The following is a 20,781-nucleotide window of genomic DNA, read 5'->3' on the forward strand; positions in this document are numbered from 1 at the left end:
TATTATCAAATATCAATTTGGGCTCACCATTGTCCATAACCACGGCCTGGGTCCAGAAGACCAAATTGGAATCAAAGGGCTCGGGCCAGACCATATTGTAAACCTGCTCTGATGACCAGTTTATGCCATCGGTTGTCGTGCGGTAGTAGATATTCAAGAGTGTATCATAGTAAAAGACATAGGCAATACCATTATTAATATCAAATCCCCAGTATCTACGATAATCAGGATTGATATAACCACCAGCCAGCTGGGTCGTGAGATTGCAATTATAGGTGCGATAGATAATTTTTCTATCATCAGAATAGTTTTCTATAGTAACCGCAATAAATAATATGTTTCCATTCGGAAATTGCTTACCGATATTCCACCAGGCTTTATTTATTCCTGGTCCGAGGTCAACCGGTGGATCCCAATATGAAGACCACCGACCACCAGTTTCAAATATTCCTACCATTCTGGAATATGTTAGATAACCACAAGAAAGAGAGACATGAGGTCCAGAACCTGCAATATCAAAACCTGAGGCAATGGCAGATGGATATATAAACCCACCAAATTGACCTGTGTATACGCCGATATCAGTTAATGAAAAAGAAAAGAGGTTATCTGTTTGGGAAACATTCAAATATAAGCCGGTTCCAAATTCATGGCAAACAAATAATAGACTACCGACTAAAGCATTGTATGCCAGACATTCATGACTTTGTGTCCAAAGAGAGTAGGCGTAAACAGAGGAGTCAACAGGTGAAAAGGAATTTGAGTTAACTATCGGAGTGTGTGATAGATTGTAAGTTTTATGCTCTTGATTTAATAGCACTAGCTCAGGTGGATTAATAGGGATACTAATCGTCACTGCCCTACTAATTTGAATGAGAATAAGAAAGAAACAAATATTTCTCATAACTCCTCCTTATTACACAATAATATTATACCCCCCAAAAAAAAGTCAAGTGGTTGGATAATCTTTTTGAAATTAGCAGAAGCATATTGACTTAAAGGTAAATATCAGTAATCTTAAAAAATGACAAAGAAAATTAGATTGATGAATGATAAACGTAAATCTGTAAAAGTGCCAGAGTTCATTATTCAGGGACATAATATCATTGACAGGATTTATGAAATCTTGCAAGAGCAGCATGTTCGTTTCAAAAAGATTCTTGTTTTATGTGACGAAAAAACATTTAAGATTGGCGGCAGAAGAATTGTCAAATTATTAAAAGAAAAAAATGTTTTGATTTCAAACAAGTTCATCAAAAAGAGCGATGAGGAGACTGTAAGATTGGTGGCAAATCTGATTAAAAGCCAAAAATTTGATTTAGTTATCGGTTTCGGAGGTGGTCGGGTTCTTGATGTCGCAAAAATTGCTGCAGGAAAGAACAGAATAAAATTTATAAGTATACCGACAATTCTATCTAATGATGGCATTGCCTCACCGGTTTCAGTGATCCTAAATAAAAAAGGAATACCAGTGAGCCATCTGACCAATCCCCCTTACGGAATAATCATAGATTTTAACATAATAAAAAAAGCACCAATAAGGCATCTGCGGTCAGGAGTAGGCGATCTGATCTCCAATCTTTCCGCCGTATTTGATTGTCGGCTGGCGAAAAGAAAAAAGAGAGAAAAAATCGATAATAAAATCCTGAGACTGGCGGAAATCGGTGCGAAGAAATTGTTAAAACTAAAAACGAAAAATATTAAGAGTCAGAAATTTCTTGAAGCACTTTGTGATGGTCTGCTCAAAAGCGGTCTGGCAATGTGCCTTGTTGGTTCATCAAGGCCCGCAAGCGGGAGTGAGCATAAGATCAGCCATGCAATGGACTATTTATTCCCGGGGCGTGATGCCCTTCATGGTGAACAGGTCGGAATTGCAACACTCTTTACCATGGCGCTCCAAAAGAACCCTTATTTAAAAGCGGCAAAAAGGTTATTAGAGAAGGTTAAATTTCCCCTAAGCCTGGCAGGGTTAAAGATTAAATCCAAAGATTTTCCAAAAATTGTTTTATATGCCCAAAAAATCCGACCCGGACGTTATACAATTTTAGAAGACAAAAAGTTAACGAAAAAAAATTTAAATGTGGTATGCAAGTTTATGAAAATATTTAAATAACATCTTGACCACCTGAGTTTTATAATTATAATAATTTAGATGGGACGGACAATTTATACCCTTGGAACCGGCACACGGAATAGGAAAATGTTTTTGCGATTGATAAAAAATAAAAACATCGATGTGGTGGTCGATGTCCGGCGATTTCCAACGAGTCGGTTTGAAGACTTTAAAAAAGAGAGACTCACCCAGATTTTGATGAAGAACGGGATAGATTATTTTCATTTTGGGAATGAACTGGGAGGCTATCGGAAGGGAGGGTATGAAAATTACATGAAAACAAAAGAATTTGAGGAGGGTTTCAAAAAACTTCTCAGTATGGTGAGCAATAAGAATGTCTGTATCATCTGTGCAGAAACTTTCCCCTGGAAGTGCCATCGGCGGTTCATCGCCCAAAAGCTGATAGAACATGGCTATGAAGTCATTCATTTGATCGATGAAAAACGCACCTGGCAGCAGGACCCAAAAAAATAAAAAGAATAGAGAAAATGATTAAAATCGGTTGTTGCGGATTTCCAGTGGCGCGAGAAAGATACTACAAAAAATTTTCGGTTGTTGAAGTTCAGTCAACATTCTATGATTTTATCAATCCTGCGACATTAGAAAAATGGCGTGCCGAAGCACCAGAAGGTTTTGAATTTGTCCTAAAAGCATTCCAGTTTATCACCCACCCTGCAAATTCTCCCACCTATAAGCGGGCAAAACATATTGGGAATCTGAGATTAGAAGAACTGGGTAATTTTCAGCCCACTAAAGCGGTTTTTAACTGTTATGAGTCACTAAAAGAATATGCCGAAATTTTAAAAGCAAAAGTTATCATCTTCCAGTCACCCCCAAGTTTCCAACCGACAGAGGAGAATATAAAAAATATGGAAAAATTTTTTGGTAAGATAGATAGAAAAAATTTTATCCTGGGTTGGGAACCAAGAGGCAAATGGCAGTCTGCAGAGATTAAAAAAGTTTGTGAAAGGCTTAACCTTGTTGATGTGGTTGACCCGTTTGTAAGAGAAACTACCTACGGTAGAATTTTTTATTATCGATTGCATGGTGGCAAGGGTTACAAGCATAAATTTACTGACGACGAGCTTAAAGTGCTCGCAGAAAAAATTAAAGGAAAAATTGGTTATGTGATGTTTAATAATATAACAATGTTTGAAGATGCACAGAGATTTTCAGAGATGAGGAGGTGATTTATTTTCTCTCCCGATATGGAAAAAAGCGGAATACAAGCCAGGAATAATCAGATTTGTAGAGATTTGTAATGTGGATTCAGTTGATAAATTGCCTAAAAAAGCGGATAAAAATAATTGACGAGACCAAAGAGAAATTGATTATAAAGAAACACAGATCGGTTTCAATCATGCAAAATTATGTTTGTAAAGTTAATTTTGGCTGAAATCACCATAGAAACACTATTTTATTCGTGAAAACTTTCAGACAATCTAAACAATTGTCGAACCAATAAGATTAATGGTTAGAAAGGACTATTTTGAAAAAGTAAAAGAAATTCTGCATGATATTGACTTTACTACCAGATCAGAAGAAAAAGGTGCACACCATATCACTTTTGCATAATAATCATCATAATTCTATTGACTTACTTATAATTTTTTTTTACAATTGCATTACCATGCGCACCGGCATTGCTGATTTACCATTGCATTATGGTAGGGCACCGAAATGGCTATTTGAGAAGATGGCCCGGTTATCAAGAGCAATCATCGAGGCAATAGTCATTGAATATGGACCAGAAGAATTTTTAAAACGCATTTCTGATCCCTACTGGTTTCAGGCCTTCGGAGCTGTCTTGGGATTTGATTGGCATTCATCTGGTGTTACGACTACGGTTTGCGGGGCGATGAAAGAAGGGACAAAGGATATTGCTTTTGAGTTGGGTTTATTTTTTTGCGGCGGTAAAGGCGGAACTTCACGAAAAACGCCGGAAGAGATTGAGAAGATTTGCTTGAAGTTAGGCAAAGATCCGAAAAATTTAATATACGCGTCCAAGATGTCCGCCAAGGTTGATAATACCTGTGTCCAGGATGGCTACAATCTTTATCACCACATGCTAATTTTTACTAAGAATTTAAAATGGGCAGTGATTCAACAGGGTATGTCAATCAGCCGTTCCCAGGTAGATGTTAGCTCTCAGAAAGACGGTTTGTTCTCCACGATTATAAACACTATTCCCAAGGGCGAAAAACATCCACCTCCTTGCATTCCTCAGAAAAAAGCAAGGGTTAGAAATAAAAAGGGGACTGCCCGGCGTTATCACTGGCTCTCCTTGTGCCTTAATTCTTTCGTCTGTGAACCTCATAAGGCGGTTTGCTGTGATATCATCCAGCCCTGCCTGAATATGGTCGCTGCGGAAAGCGAGGCATCAAGAAGAACCATAACACTGCTTTCAAAAGAAAAGCCAGAGAAGATCTTAAAGGAAACGGAGTTGATTTTGAGGATGCCTGCCCGCCACCCGGTGTTGGCAATTGACATTGACCCCCGATATTTTTATAAAATTCTTTTGAAGACCTATGAGTATGCCCCGAAAGATTTTGAAGATCTTTTATTGATTGAAGGTATCGGACCCAAGACCCTACGTGCTCTGGCACTGATCGGTGAGTTAATCTATGGAGTGACCCCATCATTCCGGGACCCAGCGAGATATTCCTTTGCCCATGGGGGAAAGGATGGTCATCCCTATCCTGTGGATCGCGAAGTCTACAATCAATCCATAAGCATTCTGGAGTCAGCGATAAAAAAGGCAAAGCTCGGTGCAAATGATAAATTAAAGGCTCTGAAAAAATTGTCATTCATTTAAAGAAGTTGGGTATCGTAAACCACGGCGGTCTACATCCACGTTTGGACGGAAAAAGGTCGCCAATTGGTAAATTTCTGATTGACAGTATTTGATTTCTATTTTATAATGAGAAGGTGAAAAATAGAAAGATTTATTTCATCAAGCTTTTATGCTTCCTATTTGGGGCATCGGGAATGTTTATTGCCTGTTCCCTAAAGAGCGAGCACGAATGTCGTTTCTGGGGAGTTATTTTTTCTGAAAAAACTCCAACAATAGTCAGTATTATATCCAATCACCTTGATTCATTATGCAAACTCGGTGCCTTCAATCCTGATGGCTGGGGTATGGGTTATTATATTGAATCTGCCACGGATACTTTGCTACCGGTGATCCGGCGCGGTGAACCAGCGGCACCTACTGATCCGCGATATATCCTGGATAAACTGGAATTGCTGAGAAATGTGAAAAATTCAGCAATTGCCCATGTACGAAAGCGTTCAAGTGGTCCGATCGTAGGGATACCTGATCCTCATCCTTTTAGAAGGAGGTGTATCAACCGGAAATTTGATATGCTCTTTGCTCATAATGGGACAATAAGTGTAGATGTTTTACTTAAATTGATAACCGATATCAATTCATCTTATCTTGATCAGAATCCTCCAGATTACATCCCCAATTATCTTGATTCCGACCTTTATTCCATTCTCCTAGTGGAAGTCATGGATGAGTATCCCGATTTACCAGTTGAAGAATGCATAAAATTAGCCGTTACCAAACTGGATTCTGCCCTGGGTCTGAGTAAAGGACAATTGAATTTTGTCATGGCCAGTGGAACGAGTCTCTGGGGTCTTAATTTTACCCGGGATGCACCCAGAGCCATTACTCTCTATTATTATCCAAATTCCGTGATCTCGGATTTTTGGATTGTTGCCTCTCAGCCTTTAGATACCTTAAACGCCGAATGGATAGAAATTCCTAATCGCACCCTTGCCTGTTTTAATCCTGGTGAACCAGTTCGTTACATCCCAATTAGTGAACATGGAGATTGGGTAAGCAGTCACTTTAGAAAAGAAGATCTGATCCAACCCAACCCATTTTTGACGAGTGCCAACATCAAATATACGGTCACAAGACCAGGAATTGTGAAAATCAATATCTATGACGGGACCGGAAGATTTATAAAAAATCTGCTTAATGAATTCAAAATGTGCGGGGAATACGAGGCGTTCTGGGATGGATGTGACGCAGAAAAAAATCATCTGCCCAGTGGATCATATTTTTGCCATATCCAAAATGAAGAATCGCTCAAGGTTTTAAAAGTGATTTTACTCCGCTAAAGAGTTTTTTATTGAAAATGGATTTTTTTTGGATATAATTGAGTTTATATGATTAAGCGTTACGAGACCGAAGAGCTCAGAAAGATTTTTAGTGAAGAACATAAGATGGAGGTATGGGTCCAGGTTGAAAAAGCAGTTGCCGAGATCCAGGAAGAACTCAGAGTAATCCCCAGGGGATTGAGTAAGAAATTGAGAGGGATAAAGATCGACCCAGAACGGGTTGCCGAGATAGAGAAGATCACTAATCACGATGTCATTGCCTTTCTGGAAGCAGTGAGGGAAAAGATTGGGAAAGAGGGACGATGGGTCCATTTTGGTATGACTTCTTATGATCTGGTGGATACGGCGTGGGGTATGATTTTAAAGGAGGCTTTAAAGGTCGTCCTTAAGGATGTTGGGAAGCTATTGCAGATTTTAAAACGCCTCGCATCAAAATACCGACGTACTCCGCAGATGGGGAGAACTCATGGTGTATTTGCCCAGCCGATTACTTTTGGATACAAAATAAAATCCTGGTATCAGGAAATTTTGCGGGCACAAAGCCGTCTCAAACAGGCTTTAAATGAGATCGCTTTTGGTAAACTCTCCGGTGCAGTGGGTGCTTATACAATCTTATCACCCGACATTGAAAAGAAGGTGATGAGAAGATTAGGGCTGAAGCCCGAGCCCGTTTCTACGCAGGTAATACCCCGTGATCGACACGCCTATTTGGTGGCGACCCTTGTTCTCTATGGATGTGCATTGGAAAGGATTGCTACAGAGATTAGAAATCTTTCACGCTCCGAAATCGGTGAGGTATCAGAACCTTTTACCAAGGGCCAGAAAGGTTCTTCGGCAATGCCCCATAAGCAAAATCCCATCACTTGCGAACGGGTATGCGGGTTGGTGAAGGTATTGAGGGGCTATCTCATTCCGGCCCTGGAAAATATCAATCTTTGGCATGAACGGGATCTGACTAATTCTTCAGGAGAACGGGTGATTATTCCCGATGCCTTTCATCTTGTCCATTATTGCACAAAAAAGATGATCTGGGTTTTAAAGAACTTGAAAGTTTTTCCAGAGAGGATGATGGAGAATATAACCAATAGTTTGGGTCTTTATGCCTCACAGAATTTGATGAATCGATTGATTGAGAAAGGAATGAGCCGGAAGGAAGCTTACGACCTCGTGCAGGCACTTTCTTTCTCGGCAATAGCGAATAAAAGGCATCTAAAGGACGTTGCCGGAGATAATGCGCGAGTGAAAAAATATCTTGAGGATGGGGAATTGAATAGGATTTTTGATCTGAACTGGTTTTTGAGAAATATTCTGTGATATTGACTTTAAAAATAATTTAATTATAATCGAAAAATGGATATCTTTAAGAAATGCCAGGCAACGGTTAAGGCGGTAGAAAGGGCAAAAGATATCAATATTTATCCTTATTTTACACCGATAGAATCTGCTCAAGACCATCGGGTGATTATAAACGGCCGCGAGTATATAATGATTGGTTCCAATGGCTATTTAGGTCTGGCAGCAGATGAAAGATTAAAAAAGGCGGCGATTGAGGCGGTGCAAAAATATGGTTCCACCTGCTCTGGTTCGAGATTTTTGAATGGCACCCTTGATATCCATGTTCGACTGGAGAGAGAACTCGCGGAGTTTTTTGAAAAAGACGAGGCAATCGTATTTTCAACTGGTTTTCAAACAAATCTGGGAATAATCTCGGCGCTTGCGGGCAAAGATGATGTCGTAATCATCGACCGGCAAGACCATGCTTCAATAATCGACGGTTGCCGACTCTCTTTTGCAGAAATAAAGAAATTCAAACACAATGATATGGGAGATTTGGAACGGATACTGAAATCAATACCCCACAATAAAGGCAAGTTGATTGTGGTGGATGGTGTCTTCAGTATGGAGGGGGATGTAATTAATCTGCCGGAAGTTGTTAGATTGAAGGAAAAATACAACGCCCGATTGCTCGTTGATGACGCCCATGGCATTGGTGTTTTAGGGAAAAGGGGGCGGGGTGTTTGTGAGCATTTTGATTTGTTGAACAAGGTGGATATTATAATGGGAACTTTTAGTAAGTCCTTCGCTTCGCTGGGTGGTTTTGTAGTTGCCGAAAAGGATGTGATCACGCATATCCGCCATACCGCCCGGGCCCTGATTTTTTCGGCGAGTATGACACCGGCTTCTGTGGCCAGCGCCTTAAAATCCTTAGAGATAATAAAAAGTGAACCAGAACGTCGGGAAAGACTCTGGAAGGTAACAGAAAGGGTGCGGAAGGGATTCAAAGATATAGGCCTGGATACCGGAAATAGTACGACCCCGGTGATTCCGGTGATCATCGGGGAGGATGAAAAATGTTTTGCCTTTTGGAAAATGCTCTTTGATAATGGAGTATTTGCCAATCCGGTGATTTCTCCGGCAACACCACCGGGCCGAGCACTCATCCGGACGAGTTATATGGCTACCCACACTGATGAAGATATTGATATTGTGCTTGATGTCTTTGCCCGCTGTGCCAAGGAGTTTGGTTTAGTAAAGTGATAAGGATTACGCCGGTAAAAGATGAGAAAGAGTTAAAAACATTTATTGAACTACCCTATCGGCTATACAGAAATAATCGCTACTGGGTTCCCCCCTTACGACGGGATGTCTACAACCTTTTTGATCGAAAGAAATACCCCTTTTGGGAACATGCGGAACGAGAGATGTATCTTGCTTATCGTAATAAAGAAGTAGTTGGGCGGGTTTGTGCAATCGTCGACTATAATTTTATTGAATTCTGGAACGAAAAGACGGGCTATTTCGGTTTTTTTGAGTGTGAGGACGATGGAGAGGCGGCAATTGCTCTATTCGATGCGGTGCGGAGATATCACAAAGAAAAAGGAATGACCAAATTTGTGGGACCATTTAATCCCTCCACGAACGAAGAAGTTGGTTTTCTTCTTGAGGGTTATTTTCTGGAACCGATGATTATGATGACCTACACCTTTGAATATTATCATAAACTTGCTGCTGCCAGCGGTCTAACCAAAGCAAAGGATTTATACGCCTTCTATATTGAAACAAAAAATGCTCCATTAGAATATTTGGAGCGATTGTGTTCTACAATTCGCCTAAGGGTGCGGGATTTAAAGGTGCGCCATGTGGACCTTAATGACTTCGCTAATGAAGTAAAAAAGATAAAAGAAGTATATAACAATGCCTGGAGCCGGAATTGGGGATTTGTGCCTATGACCGATGCGGAGTTTAATCATATTGCCAAAACATTGAAAGACCTAGTCGTGCCCGAACTGGTGATAATCGTGGAAATTGATAATGTTCCAGTGGGAGTTTCGTTGGCGGTACCAAATTATAATTTTGTTTTGAAAAAGTTAAATGGCAAATTAAACTTTATCAGCATTCTGAAATTTTTATACTACAAGAATAAAATAAAAGAAGCCCGGCTGATGATCATGGGTGTGAAGCATGAATATCAAAAATTGGGACTTGAAGCATTGATGTTTCTGGAGACTTTTAAAGCTGGTATGAAGCTGGGTTATCACAGCGGTGAGTTGAGCTGGACCCTTGAAGATAATCATCCGGTGAACAACACAATAATAAAAATGGGGGGAAGGTTATACAAAAAATACCGCATTTATCAGGGGCAGGTTTAAAAATTACTTTCCCTTGACAGAATTATATTTTGGCATATAATCTGATTTATGAGGAGGTATAAATGACCTTCATCACTACGCTGGATGTCATCCCCGGTCGTGCTGATGAGATGCTGAAGGCAGTTAAAGAGTTGAAGATTCCTGAAGGCATAAAGATAAGGGAGTTTTTGTCGCTGTTTGGCAAACCCGATTATATTTTGATTTTTGAGGCAGCTGATGAGGAAAAGGCAATGAATTTTATTTTGAAGTTTGTCGCCTATGCAGTACCCAAGACTTCGCTTGGGGTGAATGTGGAGTATGCCCATGAGTGATTTGGTTACCAAGCTTGCCCGGGAAGAAGGAATAAAACCTGAAATTTTGAAAAAAAATTTGAAGGAGGGCACAGCGGTAATAATCAAAAGCCGATTGCACCGTATCAAACCCTTAGTCCTAGGCAAAGGATGCCGGACCAAAATCAATGCCAATATTGGAACCTCGCCCGATTTTGTCAATTTAAAATATGAATTAAAAAAATTGAAAGTTGCTGTGGAATATGGGGCAGATGCGGTGATGGATCTCTCAACCGGAGGAGATGTAGATCGGATACGCCGCGAGATTGTGCAGGCTTCTCCGGTCGCAGTTGGAACTGTTCCAATCTATCAGGTAGCGTTAGATATGCGGAAAAAGAAAAAATCGTTTGTTCAGGCAAGTGTTGATCAGATATTTGAGACGATTGAAAAGCATCTGGAAGACGGTGTTGATTTCATAACCGTCCATTGCGGCGTGACCTGGGAGACAATCCGGGGAATGGAACGAAAAAAGCGCATCTGTGGTGTGGTGAGTCGCGGTGGCTCAATGATGATTGAGTGGATGAAGGCAAATAAAAAAGAAAACCCCCTCTATGAACATTATGACCGGCTTCTTAAACTTGCTCAAAAATATTCCATAACTTTGAGTTTAGGTGATGGTCTGCGGCCGGGTTCAATAAGTGATGCGACCGATGAATATCAAATCCGAGAGCTGGTCATAATTGGGGAACTGGTGCAAGAGGCATGGCGGTATGGAGTATCAGTGATTGTTGAGGGTCCGGGCCATATTCCGATTAATGAGATTGAGGCGAATGTCAAATTACAGAAAAGAATCTGTCATGGAGCACCATTTTATGTGTTGGGTCCGTTGGTCACAGATATCGGTGCCGGGTATGACCATATCGTAGCCGCAATTGGTGGTGCACTTGCCGGATATTATGGGGCGGATTTTTTGTGTTATGTGACACCTTCCGAGCATTTGGGTTTACCTACTGTGGAAGATGTAAAAGAAGGTGTGATTGCGCTAAAGATTGCAGCCCACGCCGCCGATATCGGCAAGGGGCTGGGTTTGGCAAGAATGCAAGATTTTAAGGTCTCACAAGCACGTTTTGCACTTGATTGGGAGGCGATGTTGAGTCAGCTGATCGACCCTGAGAAGGCACGAACAATCTTCAAACGTAAACACTCCCGCTCAGCGGCTACCTGCACGATGTGTGGTGAATTCTGCGCGATGAAAAAAAGCCGCGAGATTTTCTGGAGGTCATAATGTCAGTAAATGAGGAACTTCATTTGAAAGGTTTAAATTTTATCCGAAAGGGAAGTGGTGCGATAATATTATTCTCCCTTTTGTTTGAAATCGTTTTTTTATTGGGTGCAATCCTTAAGTTCTTCATTGTCCCCACCATAGTGGTAATTCTCACCACGACAATTTTCATATTCGGGTTGGTGGTATATTTTCTGGCGCGGAAGAATATATACCATCCGGTAATGCCCTATATAATTACAGCCACCGTAGTTCTGGTGTTGACCTTTTGCCTTTCCTACATTCCACCCCAGTTCCGGTTGCCTTTCTTTTTAATTTATTTTTATGTCGCTGTTCATCCTGGTTATCTTTTGGGTATGAAAAACGGAATTTATGCCATTCTCATGGTGGATGTTGCTTATGCCTTAATGGTTTTGCAAGCCCAGAACATCTATCCCGAGGTGAACTTGGGCATGGAATTCGTTAAATTGATCCTGTTCACCATCGTTTCCTTTCTATTGATTATGGATTTTGATTACGACCAGATGCGTCTCCAGCATTTGAAGGAGGCATTAAAGAAAGTGGAAAAAGGTGATTTAACCGTTACGATTACTGAAGGCAAGTCTACTGATGAAATATATTTTTTAAGCAGGACGATAAATAAACTTCTGGAAACCGAAGCCAGTATCATTAAATTGATCATAGAGACTTCCAAAAATCTCAGTGAAATAAGCGCTCAAATCGCCGCCACATCAAATGAACTCTCTACTGCGATATCGGAGATTGTTTCTACTACCCAAAGGATGACGGAAGGAGTTGATCGCCAATACCAGGAACTTGATAAATCAATATCAATGAGCAAGGCATTGAGTGAAATAAGTTTTAGTGTTGTGGACAATATAAAAAAGGTAGAAGGCTATGCAGAGAGTTTTTCAACGAGTGCAAGCAACGGTTTAAAGATGAGCGATGAGGTATTGAAAAATATTGAATTGATTGGTTCACGCTATGAATACCTCATCGGTTTGCTAGCCAGACTCCATGAGGTTTCTGCTACTATTACTAAGATTATTGAGACGATAAACAGTGTTTCGGAAAAAATTAATATTCTTTCTTTGAACGCAGCAATTGAGGCTGCCCGAGCAGGTGAATTTGGTCGGGGTTTTGCAATCGTGGCTGATGAAATAAAAAAACTTGCGGATAATACCCAAAATTCCGCGATGGAGATCGGGGTAATAGTTAAAGAAATGATTGAGTCAATCCAGAGTGTCGCGGCAAGCTCAGAGGAAGTGCGCAAGGCAATCAGTGACGGTAACCAGATTATCAAAGCCACCACCGAATCTCTGCGTACCATTTCCAATGCTGTCATCGAACTGAATAGTGCAATAAAAAATATCAAGACCGTGATTTCAAAAGAAGAAGAAGAAATCACCGCAATGCTTCGGCAGATTGAAGACTCATTTAATATCTCAAAAGAAAATTCCACTGCTGCTGAAGAAATTCTCGCATCCCTTGAAGAACAATCTGCTGCCACTGAGCAGTTTGCTGCCACCAGTCAGGAATTGTTGAATATTACTGAGCGCCTGGCGCAGGTGATTAAGAATTTTAAAATTTAATGGCGGATATTCTTATTGTCGAAGATAAGGCGAGTTTTGCCGAAGTATTGCGGGTAGCGCTTAATGATGCAGGTTTTACTACAATTATTGTAGGCACCGGCCGTGAAGCACTTCAGATATTCAAACGAGAAAAAATAAATCTGGTGCTTTTAGATTTACGCCTGCCCGACATCGATGGAATTGATATTCTGCGCCAGTTGAAAAATATTGACCCTGATGCAAAATTTATAATCATGACTGCCTTTGGGACGATTGAGCGGGCTGTCGAGGCGATGAAATTGGGCGCCTGCGATTTTTTGACTAAACCCTTTGATACCGAACAACTTATCCATCTCATCAAAAAAATTCTCCAAGAGCAGAAGGCTTATTATGAAAATATTCTGCTCAAAGAGATGGTAGAGAGCATCCAAGGATTTCCAGAGATAGTGGGGAAAAGTGCGGCAATTAGCAACGCAATTGAACTGTTGAAAAAAGTGGCACCTACCGAGACCACAGTCCTTCTTTTGGGAGAATCAGGGACAGGTAAGGAGTTATTTGCCCGTGCCTGTCACAGTCTATCACCCCGCAAAGATAATCCATTTGTTACCATTAATTGCGCCGCAATTCCAAATGAATTATTGGAGAATGAATTATTTGGTTCGGAAAAAGGGGCGTTTACCGGTGCGGTTGCCAGGAAGATTGGTAAGTTTGAATTGGCCCACCGGGGGACAATATTTCTTGATGAGGTGGGAGATCTTGGGCTGGACTTGCAGGCAAAACTTTTAAGGGTGGTTCAGGAAAAAACATTTGAACGCCTGGGCGGGACTGCTTCTATAAAAGTAGATGTGCGGATCATTGCTGCAAGCAACAAAGATTTAGGGATGCTAGTAAATGAAAAAAAATTTCGTGAAGACCTCTACTACCGCTTGAGCGTTTTTCCTATAACCATCCCACCCCTCAGGGAAAGAAAAGAGGATATACCTTTGCTCGTAGAACATTTTTTAAAAAAATTGAAATCCAAAAAAAAGGTTAGCGAATCTGCACTCCAGAAATTGATCGAGTATGATTGGCCTGGAAATGTCCGGGAACTAGAAAATACCATTGAGCGGGCGAATATTTTAGCTGGAGAGACCATTGACTGTGAACACATCCTTCTTCCATCCCGGGCAAGAAAATCCATAAATATTATTCCTGAAGATGTAGATTTAAAGACGGCTGCCAATTACGGTAGAGAAATGGCGGAGGCCGAACTTATAAAAAAGACCTTGGAACTCACGGAAGGGAATAAGGCAGAGGCGGCACGCAGGCTTAGGGTCTCCTACAAAACACTTTTAAACCGAATTGCCCGGTATCGGCAGAAAGGTTTACTATAAATAGAAAACTGGTAATAATTTTACCATCCACCAATTAAAGATTTTATACGATCTAAGTTATAGGGTTTTTTCGCAAATTTAAACTCTGCCTTCTCTTTTTGAACACGCACAGATTAATGGATAAATTTTAACTGCTTTAGAAACAAATTATGTGCCGGGAGCCGGACTTGAACCGGCACTCCCCTTACGGGGAAGCGGATTTTAAGTCCGCTACGTCTACCAATTCCATCATCCCGGCATTGCAAGTTTCTTAAATTATAATCAAAAGCGGGAAATTGTCAACTCAGTGTTTTTACCGTGTTCTTTCCACTTTTTTGTCAAATTATTTTTATGCGCGCTGGATTATTAGAGGTAGCCGCACCTTCAGGGTGCGAAATACCCTAAGATTTAAAAAAATTTATCCGCAGGCTAAAGCCTTGCCCTACAAAAGTACCCAACGCTAAATCATTGATTACCCTTTCAAATCTTGCCTATGAGTTTTATCGTCCATCATAAGATATAAAAAAATATGGAGAGGACTAAAGCCCTACGAGAGGAGGAAATTGCTAAAACCTTGTCCTACTAAAGAAAAAATCGCTAAGGTCTTGCCCGAAAAACTTGGTGATTGGTCATCTTTACAAATTTTCTCTATATGTCTCATTCTGTCTAAATAAGAGATTCTATAAAAATGTGGAGAAAAATCAGGTTTTTTAAAGCGGTGAAGGGATATCATGGTATTGAAGTGAATGAAACTTGATGGATTATTTAAGGGCAAGAAAGGGATAAAACATCTTTTATTCAAGTAGGGCACGAATTTTTTTAAGTTCTTCTTTCACCTCCTTGATAATTTTTATGGCATCGCTCAAAGGGAGGGTAAGCTGTTCTGGAGCCTGGGTTATTGAGGCTAATTTTTTGCGGGCTCCGGCAATCGTAAATCCCTGCTCGTAGAGGATGACCTTTATCATCCGGACGATTTCAATATCTTTTGGGGTATAAAATCTTCTTCCCAGGCGATTCCGTTTCGGGCGGAGCATGGGAAATTCTTTCTCCCAGTAACGGAGGACATAAGCGGGAATTTGTAGCATATCCGCAACCTCTTTTATTGAATAAAACTCTTTTTCTCCCATCTTTCCTCCTTTATTATTCATTCTTCAACGGTCTGAGCATTAAGCTCTTCAGACATTTTAAAGGTGCTCGGTTTTTATACAAAATTTCAAATACTACTTTGGATATGGGCATCTCTACTTCGTATTTTCTTGCCAGTTTCATTACTGCCCGAACTGTAGGGATGCCTTCGGCCACCATTACCAATTTCTTTTTTATTTCTTTTAATTTATGTCCTTGCCCGAGCAGTTTGCCTACGGTATGATTTCGTGATTCTTCGCTGAATGAGGTGGTGATAAGGTCACCCAGCCCGGACAACCCATAAAAGGTCTGTGGCTGGGCACCCATTTTAACACCCAATCTTTGTATCTCCACAATACCCCGGGTGATTAAGGCACCTTTGGCATTGGCTCCAAATCCCAACCCATCGCTGATACCGCAGGCGATGGCAATCACATTCTTAAGGGCTCCACCGAGTTCCACCCCGCGCATATCACTACCGAGATAAATCCGAAAACTTTCGGTGGCGAGTTCCGATTGTAATTGCCTTGCTTTTTCTTGATCCTCACCGGCGAGAACCACCGCTGTTGGTTCTTTACGGATTATTTCGTTGGCAATTGATGGACCGGAGAGGACAAAACATCTTTTGTGCGGGAATATACTCTGAATGAGTTCTGAAGGAAGTTTTAGAGTTTTAAGATCAATTCCCTTTATCAGACTCAACAATTCTCGAGTGGGAAATTTTAATTTTTTCATTTCGTGGAGAACGGTATTCAGAGTCTGGCAGGGGACTGCAAATACGATAAGTTCTGAATCCCGTAACACATTTTCCAGACGCCAGTCCACCCAGATTGCCTTGGGTATTTTATAATACTTGAGGAAGGGGCGATTATCCCGTGTTCTTTGTACATACTCAGCCCTTTTTTTGTTAAATTCCCAGATCTTTATCCGATGACCTTTCTGATGCTGGATAATACCAAAAACTGAACCCCAGTTACCGCAGCCGAGGATGGCAAGATTCATTTTTTCTCCCAGAAAATCGTTCGCGGTTCGGTGCGGTTGATGATTCTTTTGATGTTGGCACGGTGGGCGAAGATGATTAGTAGACTCACAGTTGCAATCAAAAGTTTTTCACCTGCCGATACCGAACTGAAAAAGATGGTGGTAATCAAAAGAACGATGGCCAGACTTAGCGATGCGATTGAGACGATATAACTCGCCAGATAAACGATAAGCCAGACGCTAATGGAAAGGAGAAAGGGGATAGGAACGATGCCCAGTGTCACCCCCAGGGTTGTGGAAACACCTTTACCCCCCTTGAATTTAAAAAATGGATTGAAGATGTGCCCCATTATTGCTCCTGCCCCGCATAATGCCGGAGAGAGGGTAAGGTGTTGTCCAAGCATGACAGGCAAAAACCCCTTGAGTCCATCGAGCAAAAACCCAAAGATAAAAAATCGAAGACCGAGTGCCCTTCCCAGATTTGTCGCTCCGATATTACCACTACCTATTTTTTTAATATCCACCCCCTTGAGTCTGCCCAAGAGGTAGGAGAAGGGAATTAATCCCCAGATAAAACCGAAAAAGAAGGAGCCAAACAGATTGAGCATCAACATCGTTTTCCCCTTTTTGCTAATTCGGTCTTTATTAGTATTGGAGTCCCGGAAAAACCGAAGTAGCCACGGAGGGAATTGCGCAAATACTGGATATAATTTTCTTTTAATTGCGTGGTGACTACCACTTTGAACTGAGGTGGTTTTATACCAGTCTGGCTGATTTTCAATAATTCACCATCGGGCGGGGATTTCAGGATAGTCGGGAGATCTTTCAAAACCCGGACATCTGCATATTTATTTAGTTCAGCGTAAACATCAAGGACGGTCTGGAGCAATTTTTCTATCCCCAGATTCAGTTTGGCGGATATTAAAACGACCGGAGCGAAGTCCACGAAACGGAAAGATGTAAGCGTAGATTGAATGATTCTTTTGTAAAACTTTTTATTCAACAAATCAATCTTGTTGGGAGCAATGATGATACCCTTTGCCTTGGATAAGAGCAGTGAAGCGATGTGACAATCCTCATGCACTACACCCTGAGTGGCATCAAAGATTAGAATGCCGATATCAATTTCATCGATGACATGCATCACCCGCATCATGGAGTAGAATTCAATCGGCTCTTTTATCCGAGTGCGCTTTTTTAAACCATAGGTATCGATGAGTTCAATATTCTTCCCGTTAAAAGTAAACCAGGCATTAACCAAATCCCGTGTCGTGCCAGGTTGTTCATCCACAACTGCTCTTTCTTCCTTGATGATGGTATTAAGCAAGGTTGATTTTCCAGCGTTGGGTCGGCCTAATATCGCAATCTTTATCATTTTAATTTTTTTCTTTATCGGCTTCTCCGGTAGGAATTTTATCGTTTCATCCAGCACAGCCCCAAAGCCGATGCCCGCCTCGGCTGAAACCGGGAAAACTTTATCAAACCCTAAGCGGTAAAAATCGCCCACCGCGGGCTCGAGCGATTTATTATCAATCTTGTTTACCAGCAATAGCACGGGTTTGCCCAAGCTACGAAGCGTCTGGGCGATTTCCATTTCTGAGGGGAACAAGCCAGCTCTTCCATCCACGACAAAATATATCACATCTGCTTGTTTGAGCGCCAGTTCAATCTGATACATAATTTTGCAGGCGAGAATGTTGTTCTCCTCGGGAAAGAAACCACCGGTATCGATAAGATTGAACATCCGACCCCTCCATATCACTTCACCATAAATCCGGTCCCGGGTCACTCCCGGAGTCTTATGGACGATGCTCAAGCGCCGACCGACGAGGCGATTAAATATTGAAGATTTACCTACATTTTTTCTACCCACAATCGCTACTGTAGCCATAGAAGCAACTCTTTGATCGAATAGGGCGCGATAATAATCTGTTTAGATTTTAGTTCAAAGTCATCAAGAAATTTACCTTTATCATTTACACAGTTTGGGGGCAGGATTATTCTATCGTATCTCCGCCCTACTTCGTTTATTGCCTCTTGGATATCCTGACCGACCAATAAACCAGAGACGGTGATAGTGTCACCGAAAAATTTGTTTTTAATGGGCAAGACATCGAGTTTCAGTTTTTTGTTATTCAAACGGAACTTAAGACGCTTTATATAGGGATAGGCGAGTTCACCGGTGATCAAGAGAAATTTGCCGTGGAGTCGGCCTGGATTTGGGAGAGCGGCGATCTCATCAAGCAATTCGCGGACCATACCAATACCATTTTCGTATTGGGGAAAGTCATCATAATAACTCCGCTCAGGGATTGCCAAACCGGCCTGGATGAAGAACTCATCGGCAAGGTAGACAAAGCCTCTGTTGAATCTTTTCCGCAAATCTTGCTGCATCCGATTCATCTCGTAGATAATTATGCGGGCAATTTTTTTATTTACCATTGGCAAATGCCTTAAGAATTTTGTCCGTCCCACGGGCACGATGCCCACCGAATTCACTCCTGGATATAATTCAGACAGGTCTTGGACCGTTTTGGAGAGATTGATACCATCCGTGAGTCCGGGTATCACGACAATCTGACAATGGATTTGGATATTACCTTCAACGAGTTTTTTTAACTGTTCAAGCACTTGACGGGCTTTTTGATTTTTAAATAACCGCGCCCGCAAGGCAGGATCAGTTGTGTGGACTGAAACATATAAAGGAGAGAGTTTCAGTCTTTTTATACGGCTGATATCAGCATCTTTTAGATTGGTGAGGCTGATAAAGTTTCCAAAGAGAAATGAAAGGCGATAATCATCATCGCGGAAATATAATTCAGGACGCAACCCCTTTGGTAGACCCTTGACAAAACAATAGTTACAATCATTGTTGCAACTTTGATATTTCGGTTCTTCAAAAATACAAGATAGTTCTTCACCGGGCTTTAGATAGATAGATTTTTTCACGCCATTTTTTAAAAACAATAGCTTTCTAATTTTGGAGTTGTCATTATGGAAATAATAGTCAAATATATCGTAAATAGCATTTCGGTTTATCTTTAGAAGCAGTGCACCTTTTCCAATACGGGGATCTGAGGCATATAATACCCTGAGCATATAGGATTATAGAAAAAATTTACCGGATTTCAAGTATTTTCTGCAAAATTATGCAGGATGGCTATTGACCAGAACAAAAATCTACATAAGATAATGATAGAGATTCTGATGAAGAGGTTTTTTGGAAGAATGAGAGAGTATCTCGGTTTTTTTATAGATTTTCTATTTCCTGGTAACTGCATTGTGTGTAAAAAAGAGATTGGAAAAGGTCTTATCTGTAACGATTGTTTGAATCTTGTGGAAGAGCCGAAGTCCCCTCTATGTCGGTGTTGCGGGAGACCGGTTGATGATAAACATTATTGCGGCTATTGTCGAGAGGATAGTATTCTTGATCACGGCCGCGCTTTTACCCTTTACTTACCGCCTGTAGATACGATGATTCACCATTTTAAATATCGCCATAAAACTAAGATTGCAGAGTTTTTCGGCATGGGGATGGCCTATCTATTAAAAAATGATTTTTATCTCTGCCATGCCGATTTGCTTGTACCTGTTCCTTTGTTCTGGTGGAAAAAGTTACATCGTTCCTATAACCAGGCAGAATTGCTCGCAAGGATAATAAGTCAGCAGACTTCAATCCCCTTAATGGATGCCCTCGTCCGGATAAGACCCACCCGGACGCAGACTCGCCTTGACCCAAAAGGACGCCGAAGAAATGTCGCAGGTGCATTCCGCATTAAAAAGGGTTTAACGGTGGCAGAAAAAAAGGTTATTCTCATTGATGATGTAATGACGACTGGTGCGACGATAAAAGAATGTGCGCGGATCTTGAAGACGGCGGGTGCGAAAGAAATCTATTCGCTGGTCGCTGCGATCACTCCCTAAATTGATGAAAATCAATGATTGACTATACCAATAAGAATCAATATAATTGCCTTATGGAAGTTATGCGTATTCATCTTTTCGTTTCTGGACGGGTTCAGGGCGTTTTTTTTCGTGCCCATACCCAAGAAGTTGCCCACCAATTGGGATTGGTAGGGTGGGTTAAGAATCTTGATGATGGCAGGGTAGAGATAGTGGCAGAAGGTGAAGGAGCGGATCTCCAGCGTTTGATCGACTGGTGCCGGCATGGTCCGCCGGGTGCCCGGGTTGATGATGTAGAGATTTTCTATGAAGAGCCAACCCACGAATTCAAAAGTTTTGAAATCCGGTATGGGAAATGGTGAGTATCGAAGAGGTTGACTTATCCATCTTTTTAGATATAATAT

The 20,781-nt window shown here is 41.2% G+C and carries 20 protein-coding genes and 1 tRNA gene; 14 read left to right on the top strand and 7 right to left on the bottom strand.

All coding sequences use genetic code 11. The annotated features are described in order from the left end of the window. The coding region (locus ABIL39_04270; GenBank protein MEO0165336.1) for a hypothetical protein at positions 1–904 on the bottom strand (904 nt) is incomplete at its 3' end. A 141-nt stretch (positions 905–1,045) separates the two neighbouring features. Between ABIL39_04270 and ABIL39_04275 the strand changes: the two genes are divergently transcribed. The 12 genes from ABIL39_04275 (at position 1,046) to ABIL39_04330 (ending at position 14,389) form a co-directional block, all read left to right on the top strand. Next, positions 1,046–2,113: an iron-containing alcohol dehydrogenase gene (locus ABIL39_04275; GenBank protein ID MEO0165337.1), complete on the top strand. Its 1,068-nt coding sequence runs from the start codon at positions 1,046–1,048 to the stop codon at positions 2,111–2,113. Between the two features lie 39 nt (positions 2,114–2,152). Beyond that, positions 2,153–2,587: a DUF488 domain-containing protein gene (locus tag ABIL39_04280; protein ID MEO0165338.1), complete on the top strand. Its 435-nt coding sequence runs from the start codon at positions 2,153–2,155 to the stop codon at positions 2,585–2,587. Between the two features lie 14 nt (positions 2,588–2,601). Then, positions 2,602–3,303 carry a DUF72 domain-containing protein gene (locus ABIL39_04285; protein MEO0165339.1) on the top strand — a complete coding sequence of 234 codons (702 nt, stop codon included), beginning with the start codon at positions 2,602–2,604 and terminating at the stop codon, positions 3,301–3,303. Positions 3,304–3,743: 440 nt separating this feature from the next. Then, positions 3,744–4,928, top strand: coding sequence for a DUF763 domain-containing protein (locus ABIL39_04290; protein MEO0165340.1), 1,185 nt, complete (start codon positions 3,744–3,746; stop codon positions 4,926–4,928). Positions 4,929–5,041: 113 nt separating this feature from the next. Beyond that, positions 5,042–6,244, top strand: a complete 1,203-nt coding sequence (locus tag ABIL39_04295) for a class II glutamine amidotransferase (GenBank protein MEO0165341.1) — start codon at positions 5,042–5,044, stop codon at positions 6,242–6,244. A 48-nt stretch (positions 6,245–6,292) separates the two neighbouring features. Then, on the top strand, positions 6,293–7,558 hold the full coding sequence (gene purB, locus ABIL39_04300) for an adenylosuccinate lyase (protein MEO0165342.1): 1,266 nt from the start codon (positions 6,293–6,295) through the stop codon (positions 7,556–7,558). Positions 7,559–7,594: 36 nt separating this feature from the next. Further along, positions 7,595–8,782 carry an aminotransferase class I/II-fold pyridoxal phosphate-dependent enzyme gene (locus ABIL39_04305; GenBank protein MEO0165343.1) on the top strand — a complete coding sequence of 396 codons (1,188 nt, stop codon included), beginning with the start codon at positions 7,595–7,597 and terminating at the stop codon, positions 8,780–8,782. After that, complete coding sequence (locus ABIL39_04310) at positions 8,779–9,894, top strand: hypothetical protein (GenBank protein ID MEO0165344.1); 1,116 nt, start codon at positions 8,779–8,781, stop codon at positions 9,892–9,894. Before ABIL39_04305 ends, ABIL39_04310 begins: the two co-directional genes overlap by 4 nt. Positions 9,895–9,956: 62 nt before the next feature. Further along, positions 9,957–10,205, top strand: a complete 249-nt coding sequence (locus ABIL39_04315) for a hypothetical protein (GenBank protein ID MEO0165345.1) — start codon at positions 9,957–9,959, stop codon at positions 10,203–10,205. Next, the gene (gene thiC, locus ABIL39_04320) at positions 10,198–11,448 is read left to right on the top strand and encodes a phosphomethylpyrimidine synthase ThiC (GenBank protein MEO0165346.1); all 1,251 of its coding nucleotides are present in this window, start codon (positions 10,198–10,200) and stop codon (positions 11,446–11,448) included. The genes ABIL39_04315 and thiC overlap by 8 nt, the downstream gene beginning before the upstream one ends. Further along, positions 11,448–13,037, top strand: a complete 1,590-nt coding sequence (locus ABIL39_04325; GenBank protein MEO0165347.1) for a methyl-accepting chemotaxis protein — start codon at positions 11,448–11,450, stop codon at positions 13,035–13,037. The genes thiC and ABIL39_04325 overlap by 1 nt, the downstream gene beginning before the upstream one ends. Continuing rightward, a complete protein-coding gene (locus ABIL39_04330) occupies positions 13,037–14,389 on the top strand; it encodes a sigma-54 dependent transcriptional regulator (GenBank protein ID MEO0165348.1) in 1,353 nt (450 codons plus the stop codon). The genes ABIL39_04325 and ABIL39_04330 overlap by 1 nt, the downstream gene beginning before the upstream one ends. A 152-nt stretch (positions 14,390–14,541) precedes the next feature. Here ABIL39_04330 and ABIL39_04335 read toward each other — a convergent pair. The 6 genes from ABIL39_04335 to ABIL39_04360 form a co-directional block, all read right to left on the bottom strand. Continuing rightward, positions 14,542–14,627, bottom strand: a tRNA-Leu gene (locus ABIL39_04335). A gap of 535 nt (positions 14,628–15,162) precedes the next feature. Next, positions 15,163–15,495: a MerR family transcriptional regulator gene (locus ABIL39_04340; GenBank protein MEO0165349.1), complete on the bottom strand. Its 333-nt coding sequence runs from the start codon at positions 15,493–15,495 to the stop codon at positions 15,163–15,165. Positions 15,496–15,508: 13 nt separating this feature from the next. Then, entirely contained in the window at positions 15,509–16,495 is a 987-nt protein-coding gene (locus ABIL39_04345) for an NAD(P)H-dependent glycerol-3-phosphate dehydrogenase (GenBank protein ID MEO0165350.1), read from the bottom strand. Next, entirely contained in the window at positions 16,492–17,088 is a 597-nt protein-coding gene (gene plsY, locus ABIL39_04350) for a glycerol-3-phosphate 1-O-acyltransferase PlsY (protein ID MEO0165351.1), read from the bottom strand. Before plsY ends, ABIL39_04345 begins: the two co-directional genes overlap by 4 nt. Next, positions 17,082–18,365 carry a ribosome biogenesis GTPase Der gene (der, locus tag ABIL39_04355; GenBank protein ID MEO0165352.1) on the bottom strand — a complete coding sequence of 428 codons (1,284 nt, stop codon included), beginning with the start codon at positions 18,363–18,365 and terminating at the stop codon, positions 17,082–17,084. Before der ends, plsY begins: the two co-directional genes overlap by 7 nt. Continuing rightward, positions 18,353–19,573, bottom strand: a complete 1,221-nt coding sequence (locus ABIL39_04360; protein ID MEO0165353.1) for a DUF512 domain-containing protein — start codon at positions 19,571–19,573, stop codon at positions 18,353–18,355. The genes der and ABIL39_04360 overlap by 13 nt, the downstream gene beginning before the upstream one ends. Before the next feature lie 57 nt (positions 19,574–19,630). On the opposite strand from ABIL39_04360, the gene ABIL39_04365 reads away from it, so the two are divergent. Both ABIL39_04365 and ABIL39_04370 read left to right on the top strand, forming a co-directional pair. Continuing rightward, positions 19,631–20,398, top strand: coding sequence for a ComF family protein (locus ABIL39_04365; GenBank protein MEO0165354.1), 768 nt, complete (start codon positions 19,631–19,633; stop codon positions 20,396–20,398). A 53-nt stretch (positions 20,399–20,451) separates the two neighbouring features. Beyond that, the gene (locus ABIL39_04370; GenBank protein MEO0165355.1) at positions 20,452–20,739 is read left to right on the top strand and encodes an acylphosphatase; all 288 of its coding nucleotides are present in this window, start codon (positions 20,452–20,454) and stop codon (positions 20,737–20,739) included. The last annotated feature ends 42 nt before the right edge of the window (positions 20,740–20,781 follow it).

Source organism: candidate division WOR-3 bacterium, assembly GCA_039802205.1.
GTDB lineage: Bacteria > Hydrothermota > Tepidihabitantia > SM23-42 > JAOAFX01 > JAOAFX01.

Coding starts and splice junctions, on each gene's coding strand:
- ABIL39_04275 (MEO0165337.1), top strand. CDS start 1,046: ATGAATGATAAACGTAAATCTGTAAAAGTGCCAGAGTTCATTATTCAG.
- ABIL39_04280 (MEO0165338.1), top strand. CDS start 2,153: ATGGGACGGACAATTTATACCCTTGGAACCGGCACACGGAATAGGAAA.
- ABIL39_04285 (MEO0165339.1), top strand. CDS start 2,602: ATGATTAAAATCGGTTGTTGCGGATTTCCAGTGGCGCGAGAAAGATAC.
- ABIL39_04290 (MEO0165340.1), top strand. CDS start 3,744: ATGCGCACCGGCATTGCTGATTTACCATTGCATTATGGTAGGGCACCG.
- purB (MEO0165342.1), top strand. CDS start 6,293: ATGATTAAGCGTTACGAGACCGAAGAGCTCAGAAAGATTTTTAGTGAA.
- ABIL39_04305 (MEO0165343.1), top strand. CDS start 7,595: ATGGATATCTTTAAGAAATGCCAGGCAACGGTTAAGGCGGTAGAAAGG.
- ABIL39_04315 (MEO0165345.1), top strand. CDS start 9,957: ATGACCTTCATCACTACGCTGGATGTCATCCCCGGTCGTGCTGATGAG.
- thiC (MEO0165346.1), top strand. CDS start 10,198: ATGAGTGATTTGGTTACCAAGCTTGCCCGGGAAGAAGGAATAAAACCT.
- ABIL39_04325 (MEO0165347.1), top strand. CDS start 11,448: ATGTCAGTAAATGAGGAACTTCATTTGAAAGGTTTAAATTTTATCCGA.
- ABIL39_04330 (MEO0165348.1), top strand. CDS start 13,037: ATGGCGGATATTCTTATTGTCGAAGATAAGGCGAGTTTTGCCGAAGTA.
- ABIL39_04340 (MEO0165349.1), bottom strand. CDS start 15,495: ATGGGAGAAAAAGAGTTTTATTCAATAAAAGAGGTTGCGGATATGCTA.
- ABIL39_04345 (MEO0165350.1), bottom strand. CDS start 16,495: ATGAATCTTGCCATCCTCGGCTGCGGTAACTGGGGTTCAGTTTTTGGT.
- plsY (MEO0165351.1), bottom strand. CDS start 17,088: ATGTTGATGCTCAATCTGTTTGGCTCCTTCTTTTTCGGTTTTATCTGG.
- der (MEO0165352.1), bottom strand. CDS start 18,365: ATGGCTACAGTAGCGATTGTGGGTAGAAAAAATGTAGGTAAATCTTCA.
- ABIL39_04360 (MEO0165353.1), bottom strand. CDS start 19,573: ATGCTCAGGGTATTATATGCCTCAGATCCCCGTATTGGAAAAGGTGCA.
- ABIL39_04365 (MEO0165354.1), top strand. CDS start 19,631: ATGGCTATTGACCAGAACAAAAATCTACATAAGATAATGATAGAGATT.
- ABIL39_04370 (MEO0165355.1), top strand. CDS start 20,452: ATGGAAGTTATGCGTATTCATCTTTTCGTTTCTGGACGGGTTCAGGGC.